This is a genomic window from Pseudomonas sp. DCB_BI (assembly GCF_026240995.1).
Taxonomy (GTDB): domain Bacteria; phylum Pseudomonadota; class Gammaproteobacteria; order Pseudomonadales; family Pseudomonadaceae; genus Aquipseudomonas.
Map to the genome: position 1 here is coordinate 149,897 of NZ_JAPFCG010000011.1, position 12,763 is coordinate 162,659.

Consider the following 12,763-nt stretch of genomic DNA (forward strand, 5'->3'; position numbering starts at 1 on the left):
AAGAATGCTGGGAAAAAAGTGCCGAATGGTTGTATTGTCAGGAACCGCTCCGATGCCAGACCGCCATGACTTCACGTCCACGCTTGCATGATGTAGCCGCCCTGGCCGGGGTGTCCCCCGCCACAGTGTCCCGTGCGTTGTCCAACCCGCAGCTGGTGCGCGCCGACACCCGGGACAAGATCCAGCAGGCTATCGAGCGCCTTGGCTACCTGCCCGACGGCTCGGCCCGGGCGCTGGCGTCGGGGCGTGCGCGCACCATTGGCGCAATCATGCCGACGCTCGACAACGCGATTTTCGCCCGCGCCGTGCAAGGCCTGCAGACCACGTTGGCCAACCACGGCTACCAGCTGCTGCTGGCCACCCACGAGTACAACCCCAGTGCCGAACTGGAACTGGTGCGCGCCCTGCTAGGCCAGGCCATCGATGGCCTGGTACTGGTAGGCGCCGAACATTCGCCGCAGGTATGGGAAATGGTGCGGGCGCACGATGTGCGGCTGCTGGTGACCTGGGCCAGCCACCCTACCCAGCCGTCGCTGGCATTCGACAACTACCGCATCGGCCAGCTGGCCGCTGAACACCTGCTGCGCCTGGGGCATCGGCGCATGGGCGTCATCTCTGGCTTCTTCCGCCATAACGACCGGGCGCGGGCGCGCCTGGCCGGCTTTCGTGAGACCCTGGCCGGCGCTGGTTGCGCGCTGCCAGACGCCACTATCGTCGAGCAACCGTTCGGATTTGAAGGCGGCCGTGCCGGGCTCAACCAGTTGCTGCGGTTGAACGAACGGCCAACAGCGGTGTTCTGCGGCAATGACGTGCTCAGCGTAGGCTGCCTGTTCGAAGCTCAGGCGCTGGGCTTGAACGTGCCGGCCGAACTGTCCATCGTCGGTTGTGACAACCTGCCGCTTACTGCGCAGGTCACCCCGGGTGTCACGACGGTGCTGTTGCCCACCTACGAGCTGGGCCAGCGGGCAGCAGAGACTTTGTTGCAATGGATCCGCAGCGGGCAACCGCCGCAAAGCGAATGCCTGCCGATCGAACTGGTCGTGCGCGGCACCACTGCACCGCCGCAGCCTGGGTGACGGCGCTTCGCCGGTGTAAGCGGTGGCGTACGCTGGACACAACCGCGCATGGCTCCACGCAGGCCTGAGCGCAGCTTTCACCTGACAAGCTGTTGCGAAATTACTTACACTCAAATACTGTACGCACATACAGCACAACAAGGAAATTCCTGTGTCCAGCACCGCCACCCCGAGCAGCTATGAACAGCTGGGTGTACGCATCCAGAAGATCATCAACAGCCCCACCGCCCAGCGCAGCCGCGCGGCGCTGATCTTCCGCCTGGAACAGGAAAGCCCGGACGATTGGGAAACCTTGCTCGAAGAAATCGCCGAGAACGACAATGTCACCCTCGCCCACCGTGACGATGGCGGCGTGCAGATTTTCTGGACCGTGCCAAAGGAAGACTGACCACGCATGCGCAGTCGCCGGTCTGCCAGTGGCATCCGTGCACTGCCTCGACTTTCACTTCAAGCGACAAAGTCTTACTGCTTTGAGGCTGTTTTTCGAGTGAATAGAAGCGAATAGCCTAGGCCCACTTTCGAATCAGATAGAGGTAGTGCCATGAAGGCTATCGTTTACTCCCAACCCGGGTTACCTATCCAGCACGCCCAGTCTCTGTATGACGCGGAACTCCCGCAGCCAATCCTCGGCGCCCGTGATCTGCTCGTCGAAGTCCGGGCTATTGCCGTCAACCCGGTCGACACGAAAATCCGGGCCAGCCGTGGTGGTGAGCAACCGCAGGTTCTTGGCTGGGATGCTGTCGGTGTTGTCCGCGAGACGGGCTCGGAGGTAACGCTTTTCAGGCCTGGGGACGAGGTGTTCTACGCCGGAGCCATCGACCGACCTGGCAGCTACAGCGAACTCCATGTGGTGGACGAGCGCATCGTCGGCCACAAGCCTCGCAGCCTGGACAATGCCGGGGCTGCCGCTTTGCCACTCACCTCCATCACTGCATGGGAATTGCTGTTCGACCGTTTGGCAATAGCAGAAAATGGCGGCGCAGGCCAAAGCCTTCTCGTCATCGGGGCTGCGGGTGGGGTGGGCTCGATCCTGGTACAACTGGCAAGGCAGTTGACGCAGCTTACCGTCATAGGCACCGCGTCAAGGCCCGAGACGCAAACCTGGGTGAAAGCGCTGGGCGCCCATCATGTGATCGATCACTCTGAGTCGATCCCGCTTCAGCTCGAAGAGCTCGCGCTGACGCCTGTCGATTACGTGATCAGCCTGACCCACACCGACACCTACTTGCCGCAGTTGGTGGAAGTGCTTCGCCCACAAGGCAAGCTCGCGCTGATCGATGACCCGGCGCAGTTGGATGTCATGCCACTCAAGCGCAAATCGCTGTCATTGCACTGGGAGCTCATGTTCACCCGCTCGCTGTACAAAACCGACGACATGGTCAAGCAGCACCAGCTTCTCGAACGGGTCTCGCAACTGGTCGATGAAGGGGTGCTGAAAACGACTGTTGGAGAGCATCTCGGACGCATTTGCGCCGACAACCTCAAACGTGCCCATGCTTTGATCGAAAGCGGCAAGGCCCGAGGCAAGATTGTCCTGGAAGGTTTTTGATCAATACTCAAAAAAGCCCGCGTGATCGCGCGGGCTCTTTTGCATGGAGAGTGATCAGTTATCCAGTTCGTCCTTGATGACTTTGCCATCGTGTGGATCGACCTGGAACTCATATTGTTTGCCGTCAGCTTTCAACCCCTCACCTTCCCAATGACCATCATCGGCCTCGATCTTGGTGATCTGTGTGTAGCCGGCGCCTTTCAAAGTGGCCTCAGCCTGGTCCTTGGTTACCTTCCAGTCAGCGCCAGGCTGGTCTGCCCAGGCTGAAGTGCTTGCCAGTGCGCCAACAATGGCAAGGCCAGTGAACAGTCGGGTCATCGCTTTCATCGCTAACATCCTTTCTGGTGACAGTTAACGATCCGACCCGCCCGCTAATCTCGTTGTTCAGTTTATGTGCGCAGCGACGATGTAGTGCAGGACGTTGCTCACCTCAAGGGCGCCAACGGCGCTCACGCCCGGGCAATCCAGCGCAGGCCCGGCCAGATCTTGATGCACGTGAAGCCCCTCGTTTAGCCCTCGTTAATGTAGAGGGGCCTCTTGGGCTCGTGCTCTAAACGTGTGGCGAGCCATCAAAACCGAAAAACATTAATTGACACTGCGACTTCAAGGAAAGAATATCACGCCGCTTTATGGGAAATATTCTTATTAGCATTACGCTTCCTATTGGAGGCCTGGCTTTCCTTACGAACTGGAGTCAATGGATGTCCGCTTGTTTGTCGTCTACCGCTATCAGCATTCGCCGAGCTGCACTGGCGTTCAGTCTCTCGGGGTCTTTGCTAGCGGCTACCAGTGTCCACGCGGACGCTGTCAGTTACAGCATTCCGGCAGGGTCTCTGGCCAATGCCCTGAACCAATTTGCGAGTGCCAGCGGAGTGACGGTCAGCTTCAGCAGTGAGGAAATAGCGGGGTTGCGCAGCGAGGGGTTGCGAGGCAATTACGACCTGCAACAAGGTTTCGCTCAACTACTGGAAGGTAGCGGCCTGCAGGTACAACAGGTGGGTGACAACCGCTACAGCGTGGTTCGCCCAAGCCAGCACGGCTTGATGGAGCTTTCCGCCACGACGATTTCCAGCGCCGGGCTGGGTGCCACCACTGAAGGCACCGGCAGTTACACCACTGGCTCGGCCAATACCGCGACCGGGCTGCGACTCTCGCAACGTGAAACGCCACAATCCGTCAGTGTGATTACACGCCAGCAGATCGAAGATCAGAACCTCAACAGTGTTGCCCAGGTGCTTGAACAAACCCCGGGTGTGGTCGTCGACAGCATGGGCCCTGCTGGTAGTGATGCAAACCATATCTACGTGCGCGGTTTCGAGGTAGGCAGCATCCAGGTGGATGGTATCAACAGGCCCGATACCTACGGATTCCGGGACGACCTCGCCGACATGGTGTCCTATGACCGGGTAGAAGTGGTACGGGGTGCCACAGGGCTGATGTCCGGCACAGGCGATCCTGGTGCAACAGTCAACCTGATTCGCAAGAAGCCGACGCTGGAAACGCAACGGAAACTGACCCTCAAGGCTGGTTCCTGGGACGACTATCGCCAGGAATTGGACATGTCTGGCAAGTTGTCGGAAAGCGGCAACTTACGCGGGCGGATCGTCGCGTCGAACACCAACAGCCAGAGCTACGTCGACCGCCAATCCTTGGAAAAGCAAGCGTTCTACGGGGTACTGGAATGGGACATCACTGAGAGCACGATGCTTACAGTGGGCGCGGAATACCAGGAGATGGACAACGACGGTGCCGGTAACCACGGTTTCCCGATGTACAACTCCGACGGCAGTCACTTCAGCCCGTCCCGCTCGTTCAACTCCGCCTCGGACTGGAGTTATCACAAGCGTCGCACCAAGACGGTATTCACCACACTGGAGCATCAGCTGGACAACGGCTGGCAGTTGAAGCTCAACGCCGAGCACAACCGCCGCAGCTATGACGACGCCTTCGCCACCGCAGCCAGCGGCACCGTCAACCCCGACGGCAGTGGCATCACTACCTGGACAGGGCGCTGGGCGGGCGAGCCGCGTCAGACCTCGTTCGACCTGTCAGCCGCAGGCCCTTTTGAACTGTTCGCCCGCGAGCACCAGGCTTATCTTGGGGCCAGTCACTACAGGGCCTATTACCGTAACGACGGCTACCCGCTGTGGTCATACCAGACCATCGACGACATCAACAGCTGGGACGGATCGCTGGCGATCCCGGACGCCATTTACACCAAGTCGTCGGAAGACGCCCTGGATGAAACCCAGGATGGTTTGGTCGCCTCGGTGCGCTGGAGCCTGGCCGACGATCTGTCGCTCATCACCGGGGCACGGGTAATCGACTGGAAACGTGATGAAACCTCGACCACCCTATCCAGCGGCGACACCAGCCGCACCTCGCGAAGCGAGACGGGGGTTGTCACGCCGTACCTTGGCCTGGTGTACGACCTCGACGAAAACTGGTCGGCTTACGCCAGCTACACCACCATTTTCAAACCACAGAGCAAACAGACCGTCTCTGGCAGTTACATCGACCCATTGGAGGGTGTGAACTACGAGCTGGGCCTGAAAAGCGAGTTCTGGGACAAGCGTCTGACCACTGCTTTCAGCGTTTTCGAGGTGCACCAAGACAACCTGGCAGTGGCCGATGGCAGCAACTTGGCGCCAGACGGCGACCAGGCCTACCGTGCCGAATCGGGTACCAAGACGCGCGGTTTCGAAATGGAAGTGGCCGGCGAGATCCTTCCCGATTGGCAGGTATCGGCCAGCTACACCTATGCCGTCAGCAAGGATTCCGATGGCGACCGCCTGAACACTGAGGTACCGCGAGACACACTTAAAGTGTTCACCACCTACCGTCTGCAGGCGCTGCCGCAGGTGAAGGTGGGCGGCGGTGTGCGCTGGCAGGGGCGCGAGTACTACAAGGGGGCTGGGCCAAACGACGAGACGTTCACCCAAGACCCCTACAGCATCGTCGACTTGATGGCGCAATACGCGTTCACCCCTCAAACCAGCGTCTCGTTGAACCTCAACAACGTCTTCGACAAGACCTACTACACCGCCATCGGCGCACGTGGATGGTATGGGTCGCCGCGTAGTGCCACCGCCACATTGGTATACGCGTTCTGAGTCATCGCCTGCTGAAATGGGGCCCCACGGGTGGGCCCCTCATCGCGCAATTGATCAGCCAGCGCTGATGCATGCTCTAGGTGAGGGCGTTGGCTGCAAGCGGCTAAAACCGCCAACTGACCTGTTCCAGGACCCTGGCAAACGTCCTGGCCAGGGGCTTGAGAGTTCTATGCAGTCAGCGCTGGCAATTGAGTCGATAGCAGCCCAGCGGCTGTTGCATTCAGCATCGATGGATTTAGCTTGTCTCTGAGCACCCATTTGCAAGCCACGATCTCGTTGCGAGCCATGGGCCTTTCTTCATCATCGAAATGCGTGGTGAACACGTGGTGCACAGTCAACCCGACCTGAACAGTGCACAGAGGAAGCAAGCCATGGCCTGCAATGGACGTTTCTTCATGGAGTTCCCGGGCAGCGGCTGCAAGAGGCGACTCTCCCGGCTCGATGAGACCGCCAGGAAAATTCCATTTCCGGCTCTTTTTCCTGACCAAGAGAATTCTGCCACTTCGAAGACAGATGATTGTTGCCCTGGCCTTGATCTTGACCTTACGCGCCTTTTTTTCCCGCATGCACACACTCAGCTCGTCAATAGGTTCATATCCGTCTCGTTGTAGCGACTGGAGACTGACTCCCTGAAGACTCACCTTAATGACGACTCGTTCAACCTGATAGGCACAGTCCACATCTGGGGATATCGAAGCCGGCACTAGCTGTCTGAGTCAGATAGAGGTTGAAGGGGCCGACAGAGTGCCGACAACCTGTAACCCTTTCTGCGGGCCGGAAGACACAAACGCTCACATCAGAACCTGAACGAGGTCGAAAAACATGGTAAATCAGATTGCCGAGCTTGACGGATACCTGGCACTCCTCGCCCAGATAGCTGACGAGCTTGAACAGCAAGTAGCGCCCTGCCCCATGACTAAGCCGTTGCTGATAGCGTGGTTGACGGAGTGGGTTCGAAGCCCAGATGCGTTGAGGGAAATCAGGCGCGGGTTGCCTCACCTTCCCCCGGCACTGATCTCGGGCTACAGCAGCTGGATCCACCTGGGTGTCGGTCAGTAGGTCGCTGCGCAGGCGCAAGCAGCCGATCATGCCAGCTGAATGTAAACCGAGTAACTCCCAAGCAGCACCCAGAATACAAGGAAGATCCATGGCGTGCGGAGGGAAAACAGCAAGGACTTGCGATGCCCCGCCAGCGATGTCTCAGCCTCGCAGAACAGCGGCGACTCATCATAGGCCAAGCCCATCATCGGTTCGCTGCGCAGCAGATGGCTCTGTTTCAGCTGCCAATGCTCGATGATTCGATAAGCTGCACGAATGCCTGGCCAGGCATTCAGAGAACTGAGGATGCCCAATAACGCCAGAAAGGCCGGCACCATCAGGGTGAACATCTCTCCCCAACTCTGGTTCAGGTTACCCATTGACGAAACGAACGCGATGACCAGAAAGGACTGCGCAGCCAGGTAGGCGTCCGTTCGGTTGGCCAGAATACTGGTTTCGTATTGAATCTCTCTGCGGTAAAAATCCAGGCGCTCCTTGGGTGAACCGAACATTCTGGCATTGCGCTCGGCGACCTCATGTTCTGGGGTTTCCGGCGTGATGATTTGAGGCACTGCACTGCTCCTGAACGTCGTTCACGCCTGGGGCATGAGTGATGACCAACTGTCTGCAGTAGAACGGAGCCGCGCCTGAAAATTCATTGCGAGATGCAGTGGCGCCCCCATAGGTCACATCCCGAATCCCGCCGCCATTGCCACATTCACCCGCAGCCTAGAGTTTGAAACGCACATGAATGCAGCTCTTGCCGTCCAGTCGCTCCACCGTCACCGCTGAGCTTCCGTACCCGGAATAGCTTCTGACCAGCCGCATTCCCAGGCCTGTGCCCGTGGGTTTCGGATAGGTATCAGGAAATCCCTGGCCTTCGTCCTTCACCGTCAGGCGGGCATGATCCCCAGCGTGCTTGACCACGACCTCAACGGTACCTTTGCCATACTTCAGTGCATTGGTGATGAGCTCAGAGAGCACCAGGCCCAGAGGTGCCATTCGCTCGGGCGGCAACAGGAAGTCGTCAGCCTGCAGCACAATTTCTCGATCAGCCAGAGCGCGGCCAAGATCGCCCAGCAATGCATTCAGGTACACCGCTGCCATGACGCCTTTGTCTGCTGCAGAGTGATAAAGACGCTCATGCACGCTGGCTATGGTGACCACCCGGCCTGCCGCCGTCTCCAACTGTTGCTTCACCGCCGTATCCGGCGTGAGATTCGCCTGCAGCAACAGCAATGTATTCACCAGATGCAGGCTGTTCTTCACCCGGTGGTCTATCTCCTCCAGGTAAAGGTCACTGGCATTCTGCCGGGAATTCTGGGCTTCAATCAGCGATAGCAATTGATCTTCGTACTGATGACGCTCGGTAATGTCTCGGGACACCGCGATGAGCCTTTCCAGCTGACCGTCTGCGGCGAGGATCGGTGCCACCGTTACATCCCACCATTTGGGCTCGTTCGGCGCAGTCGGGAAAAACGCTTCGAACCTCGCCGTCTCGCCTGAAGCGACCTTGGACAGCGCATCCTGCACCAGCGGCTTGGACTCCTCAGGCCAAAACTCAGACCAGGCCTGGCCTTTGACGTCAGGTAAAGCGGCGAGGTGCATGAGCTCCAGACCTTTTTCATTCATGAACTCAATCACGCCATCGGGCGACAGAATCTTCACGCAGTCAGGGCTGGCATTCAGAAAGCTTTCTGAATACGGATCGGGATGCGGTGCATCAACGCCTGTTGCAATGCGGTCAACAGCCAGGGAGATGACGTTGGAAATCCCCTCCAGGAAGACCAGGTCGCTTTCAACGAAATCATCGCCATTGCTGCTGTCCGCTTCAAGCACACCGAACGGCCCCAGCGGGCCCCGTATGGGGACATTAATGGCCCGCTCGATCCCGTACTTTTTCAGCAGATCCGGGGTACGAAAGCGCTCCTCCAGGCCCAGGTGGTTGGACAGGACGGGGCGGTAGGTGGAAAGTGCATACCCTGCCGGGCTGGCTATGTCGCCGCCAACGGTCGCATGCCCGATGTCAGACTCATCCCAGCCCACCCCATGGGACAGGACATAGTCATCACTGTCCGCAAGCGGCTGAAGGATTTTGGCGAAACGCGTGTTCATGCCTTCCGCGACCACGGCGCAGGCCTGGGTGAGCAAAGCATCAACGTCGTCCACCTTGAGGGACATGACGCCGAACTCCACAACCAGCTCATGCTGTCGGTGTAGCCTGGCATGGGATTTCTTCAAGGCAGCCCGAATAGTCTCTTCCGGCGGTAGCTGTTGCATAACCTCTCCATCCAGATGCGCAGTGACAACAGAGTGTGTCATCTGCCGTGCCAGCGTTTCGCTTATCGCCCTGAAACCATAGACGTTAATCGAGGCAAGCAGGTGCTATGCCACTCATCGGCCGGCAGCAACGAAGCATAGGCGCTAAAGCCCAATGGGTATGAGACACGAGTTCGCCCCATGCCCAGCCATATTTTGCTAGTCGAAGACGATGAATTACTAAGAGAGCTGACTGCCGAAAGCCTTTCGTCACTGTACGCCCTTCAGATTACATGTTGCGCAAATGGTGACGAGGCGTTGGCGTTTCTGTGCAACGGGCCGGCCGTCAAGCTGGTATTCACCGACATCCACATGCCAGGGAAGGTGGACGGTTTGCAACTGGCTCGGGAGGTCTGGCGCAGGTGGCCCGCTGTTCCCGTACTGCTCACCTCGGGCGATGCAGTGATTCCGCCCGAGTCCTTACCCTGCAAGGCTGCATTTTTGCCCAAGCCCTGGACTTTTGAGCAGGTGGCGGAGGAAATTGAAAAGCTGCTGCATGCCTGATCACCCACTGGCAATGCGAGCCCAGAAAGGCGTGTGGCTGAGCCTCAGGTCAATCCCTGCAGGTAGGCGCTGGCCTCCCGGTAACGGGCCAAACGGGCCAGATCGGCGGGGCCTGGGCATGCGATGCGCGAAAGATCGCTGTTGTCGGCAAGGTCAGCTAACTTGACGGTACGCGCCAATGGGTCATCGCCCAAGCGCACCACGAAGTCCTGGTAGGCTTCACCCTCGCGGCGGCTAAGCGCCAGCAAGGCGGCAAGAATCTTTAGTGCGAAGCCCTCACGCGCCAGATCCGAAAGGGTCAGCGGGGTATCTTCGATCACATCGTGAAGCACCGCGACAATTCGTTGCTCTGGTGTGGCAACCCGCATCATCACGCGTAGCGGGTGAAGGATATACGCCGCCCCACCCTTGTCGTATTGCCCTTCATGCGCCCTGGCGGCCACGGCAATGGCCCGTTCCAGTGTAGACATGCGGCGCTCCCCGTTCAGCATCACCCAACCCAAGCATAGCCAAGATGTGTGAACAGGGTCTATCACGTGCTCTGGTACGCCGGTTTGCCCGACCTCCACGGCCAAGCGCGGCCCGGGACCGTTTCGAATTGCGGGCGTGGGGCTTAGCGTGCTGCCCCGTGCTGGATAACCACCGAGTCAGTTCCTAACTTGGCCATTACTTCATCCCGGCGCGCCTGCGCTTCTTCACGGGTGGGGAACGGCCCCATCAGCACCACCGGTTTGCCGTCGCGGTACTCCACCGAAGACGGGATGCCCTTTTCGATCAGGCGTGCAGTCATATCGCTGAGGGCACCCATGTTGGCCCCCTGAACCACTTCAACATCCCAGCCCTGGGGTGCCGGTTGGTCGGCCAGCGCTTCTGCGCGGCGCTGCAGGTCAGCGCCGCCGCACAGCTCGCGGATGCGCAGGTTGTTGCCGGTGTCGTCGACAATGATGTCGTACTGGCCATCGCGCTTGATCGCCACGTAGCTGCGATAGGCCTCGTACTGCCCGGCATCGTCCTTGCCGCGGACCTGGCCGCAGATGGTGCCCTGGGTGTCGATCCGCACGTTGCCGAACTTGGCCGTCTTGGGGTTGTGCAGGTGCTCGGCCACCTGCTTGTGCACGCCTTCGACCTCGTTCTCACAGCCCGCCAGGGCGAGCACTGCCATTACCACAGCCAGTTTGCGCACGCGTGTACCTCCAGATTCGAAGGTGCGGATTCTAGCATGCCGGGCCATGGCCGAAGCGCGACCAAAGGTTACAGGCTGCTTCGTGGGCAAATGCAAAAAGGGCGATCATTGCTGATCGCCCTTTTTGGGATTTGGTAGGCACAATTGGACTCGAACCAACGACCCCCACCATGTCAAGGTGGTGCTCTAACCAACTGAGCTATGTGCCTGTCGTGTGGTGCGCATATTAGTGACCGGATGCGTACCTGTAAAGCGTTTTTTTCAGAAAAATCAAAACCTTTCGAAGGTACTGCGGAATGCCTGGACGATGATCGTGGGCTACGAAACAAGCCAATGAAAAAAGGGGCGACCCTTGCGGATCACCCCTTCTTCGATTTGGTAGGCACAATTGGACTCGAACCAACGACCCCCACCATGTCAAGGTGGTGCTCTAACCAACTGAGCTATGTGCCTGTCGTGTGGTGCGCATTCTACGCATTCCAAAAACCCTGTCAACACTTTTTTTCGCGCTAAGCTACTGAATCTAAACCTCTTTATAGAGAAGCGCTGGTCGGGGCCCAGTAAAGGATTTTCAACAGACGACTAGCGGGTGTTTATTATTATTGATAGCATCGGTACATTCGTTAAAAATATAAAACACGAGGTTTCTGCAGCATGGCTAACACCCCCTACCCCCAGTCCTACTACGCCGCCTCGGCCAACCCGGTGCCGCCACGTCCGGCGCTGCAGGGTGAGGTGGAAACCGATGTGTGCATCATCGGCGCCGGCTACACCGGCCTCTCCAGCGCCCTGTTCCTGCTGGAGAATGGCTTCAAGGTGAGCATCGTGGAAGCGGCCAAGGTCGGCTTCGGCGCGTCGGGCCGCAACGGCGGCCAGATCGTCAACAGCTACAGCCGTGACATCGACGTCATCGAACGCACTGTCGGCCCCAAGCAGGCACAATTGCTGGGCCACATGGCCTTCGAAGGCGGCCGTATCATTCGTGAGCGTGTGGCCAAGTACAACATTCAGTGCGACCTGAAAGACGGTGGCGTGTTCGCTGCCCTGACCAGCAAGCAGATGGGCCACCTGGAGTCGCAAAAGCGCCTGTGGGAACGCTTTGGGCACAACCAGCTGGAGCTGATGGACCAGAAGCGCATCCGTGAGGTAGTTGCTTGCGACAGCTACATCGGCGGTATGCTCGACATGAGCGGCGGCCACATCCACCCGCTGAACCTGGCCCTGGGCGAAGCTGCCGCAGTCGAGTCGCTGGGCGGCATCATCTACGAACAAACCCCGGCCATCCGCATCGAGCGTGGTGCCAACCCAGTGGTGCACACCCCGCAGGGCAAGGTCCGCGCCAAGTTCATCATCGTCGCCGGCAACGCCTACCTGGGCAACCTGGTGCCAGAACTGGCGGCCAAGTCCATGCCATGCGGTACCCAGGTGATCACCACCGAACCGCTGGGCGAAGAGCTGGCACGTACCCTGCTGCCGCAGGACTACTGCGTCGAAGACTGCAACTACCTGCTCGACTACTACCGCCTGACCAGCGACAAGCGCCTGATCTTCGGCGGTGGCGTGGTGTACGGCGCGCGTGACCCGGCCAACATCGAAGCGATCATCCGTCCGAAGATGCTCAAGGCCTTCCCGCAGCTGAAGAACGTGAAGATCGACTACGCCTGGACCGGCAACTTCCTGCTGACCCTCTCGCGCCTGCCGCAGGTTGGCCGTATCGGCGACAACATCTACTACTCGCAGGGTTGCTCGGGCCACGGCGTGACCTACACCCACCTGGCGGGCAAGGTACTGGCCGAGGCCCTGCGTGGCCAGGCCGAGCGTTTCGACGCCTTTGCCGGCCTGCCGCACTACCCGTTCCCGGGTGGCCAGATGCTGCGTGTACCGTTCAGCGCCATCGGTGCCTGGTACTACAGCTTGCGAGATCGCCTGGGCTTCTGATGCCAGCAGGTCTGGTCCTGTCGCGGGGCAAGCCGGCGACAGG

At 59.2% G+C, this 12,763-nt stretch carries 12 protein-coding genes and 2 tRNA genes; 6 read left to right on the forward strand and 8 right to left on the reverse strand.

Translation table 11 applies throughout. From position 1 onward, the window contains the following. The first annotated feature begins 65 nt into the window (after positions 1 to 65). From OO258_RS14095 to OO258_RS14105, 3 genes are all read left to right on the forward strand, one after another. Positions 66 to 1,076, forward strand: a complete 1,011-nt coding sequence (locus OO258_RS14095) for a LacI family DNA-binding transcriptional regulator (RefSeq protein WP_266031041.1) — start codon at positions 66 to 68, stop codon at positions 1,074 to 1,076. Positions 1,077 to 1,227: 151 nt separating this feature from the next. Further along, on the forward strand, positions 1,228 to 1,464 hold the full coding sequence (locus OO258_RS14100; RefSeq protein ID WP_110743922.1) for a DUF1654 domain-containing protein: 237 nt from the start codon (positions 1,228 to 1,230) through the stop codon (positions 1,462 to 1,464). Between the two features lie 153 nt (positions 1,465 to 1,617). Beyond that, positions 1,618 to 2,625, forward strand: coding sequence for a zinc-binding alcohol dehydrogenase family protein (locus OO258_RS14105; protein ID WP_266031043.1), 1,008 nt, complete (start codon positions 1,618 to 1,620; stop codon positions 2,623 to 2,625). Positions 2,626 to 2,679: 54 nt separating this feature from the next. Here OO258_RS14105 and OO258_RS14110 read toward each other — a convergent pair whose 3' ends face one another. Then, on the reverse strand, positions 2,680 to 2,952 hold the full coding sequence (locus OO258_RS14110) for a PepSY domain-containing protein (RefSeq protein WP_110743920.1): 273 nt from the start codon (positions 2,950 to 2,952) through the stop codon (positions 2,680 to 2,682). A gap of 374 nt (positions 2,953 to 3,326) precedes the next feature. On the opposite strand from OO258_RS14110, the gene OO258_RS14115 reads away from it, so the two are divergent. Further along, positions 3,327 to 5,738, forward strand: coding sequence for a TonB-dependent siderophore receptor (locus OO258_RS14115; RefSeq protein WP_266031045.1), 2,412 nt, complete (start codon positions 3,327 to 3,329; stop codon positions 5,736 to 5,738). Positions 5,739 to 5,905: 167 nt separating this feature from the next. On the opposite strand, the gene OO258_RS14120 is transcribed toward OO258_RS14115, so the two are convergent. The 3 genes from OO258_RS14120 to OO258_RS14130 all read right to left on the reverse strand — a co-directional run bounded on the left by OO258_RS14120 (position 5,906) and on the right by OO258_RS14130 (position 9,056). After that, positions 5,906 to 6,304 carry an NUDIX domain-containing protein gene (locus OO258_RS14120; protein WP_266031046.1) on the reverse strand — a complete coding sequence of 133 codons (399 nt, stop codon included), beginning with the start codon at positions 6,302 to 6,304 and terminating at the stop codon, positions 5,906 to 5,908. Between the two features lie 519 nt (positions 6,305 to 6,823). Beyond that, a complete protein-coding gene (locus tag OO258_RS14125; RefSeq protein WP_266031048.1) occupies positions 6,824 to 7,348 on the reverse strand; it encodes a hypothetical protein in 525 nt (174 codons plus the stop codon). Between the two features lie 157 nt (positions 7,349 to 7,505). Beyond that, positions 7,506 to 9,056 carry a sensor histidine kinase gene (locus OO258_RS14130; protein WP_266031050.1) on the reverse strand — a complete coding sequence of 517 codons (1,551 nt, stop codon included), beginning with the start codon at positions 9,054 to 9,056 and terminating at the stop codon, positions 7,506 to 7,508. Between the two features lie 180 nt (positions 9,057 to 9,236). On the opposite strand from OO258_RS14130, the gene OO258_RS14135 reads away from it, so the two are divergent. Continuing rightward, positions 9,237 to 9,599: a response regulator gene (locus OO258_RS14135; protein ID WP_110743914.1), complete on the forward strand. Its 363-nt coding sequence runs from the start codon at positions 9,237 to 9,239 to the stop codon at positions 9,597 to 9,599. 44 nt (positions 9,600 to 9,643) lie between these two features. Here the strand turns inward: OO258_RS14135 and OO258_RS14140 are convergent, their stop codons facing one another. From OO258_RS14140 to OO258_RS14155, 4 genes are all read right to left on the reverse strand, one after another. Next, positions 9,644 to 10,069 (reverse strand): GTP pyrophosphokinase, encoded by a 426-nt coding sequence (locus tag OO258_RS14140; RefSeq protein ID WP_266031052.1) that lies wholly within the window; start codon positions 10,067 to 10,069, stop codon positions 9,644 to 9,646. Between the two features lie 143 nt (positions 10,070 to 10,212). After that, positions 10,213 to 10,782: an SPOR domain-containing protein gene (locus tag OO258_RS14145; protein ID WP_003250559.1), complete on the reverse strand. Its 570-nt coding sequence runs from the start codon at positions 10,780 to 10,782 to the stop codon at positions 10,213 to 10,215. Positions 10,783 to 10,914: 132 nt separating this feature from the next. Further along, a tRNA-Val gene (locus OO258_RS14150) sits at positions 10,915 to 10,991 on the reverse strand. Positions 10,992 to 11,158: 167 nt separating this feature from the next. Continuing rightward, a tRNA-Val gene (locus OO258_RS14155) sits at positions 11,159 to 11,235 on the reverse strand. Between the two features lie 201 nt (positions 11,236 to 11,436). On the opposite strand from OO258_RS14155, the gene OO258_RS14160 reads away from it, so the two are divergent. Beyond that, positions 11,437 to 12,720, forward strand: a complete 1,284-nt coding sequence (locus tag OO258_RS14160; protein ID WP_110743913.1) for an NAD(P)/FAD-dependent oxidoreductase — start codon at positions 11,437 to 11,439, stop codon at positions 12,718 to 12,720. Positions 12,721 to 12,763: the final 43 nt, after the last annotated feature.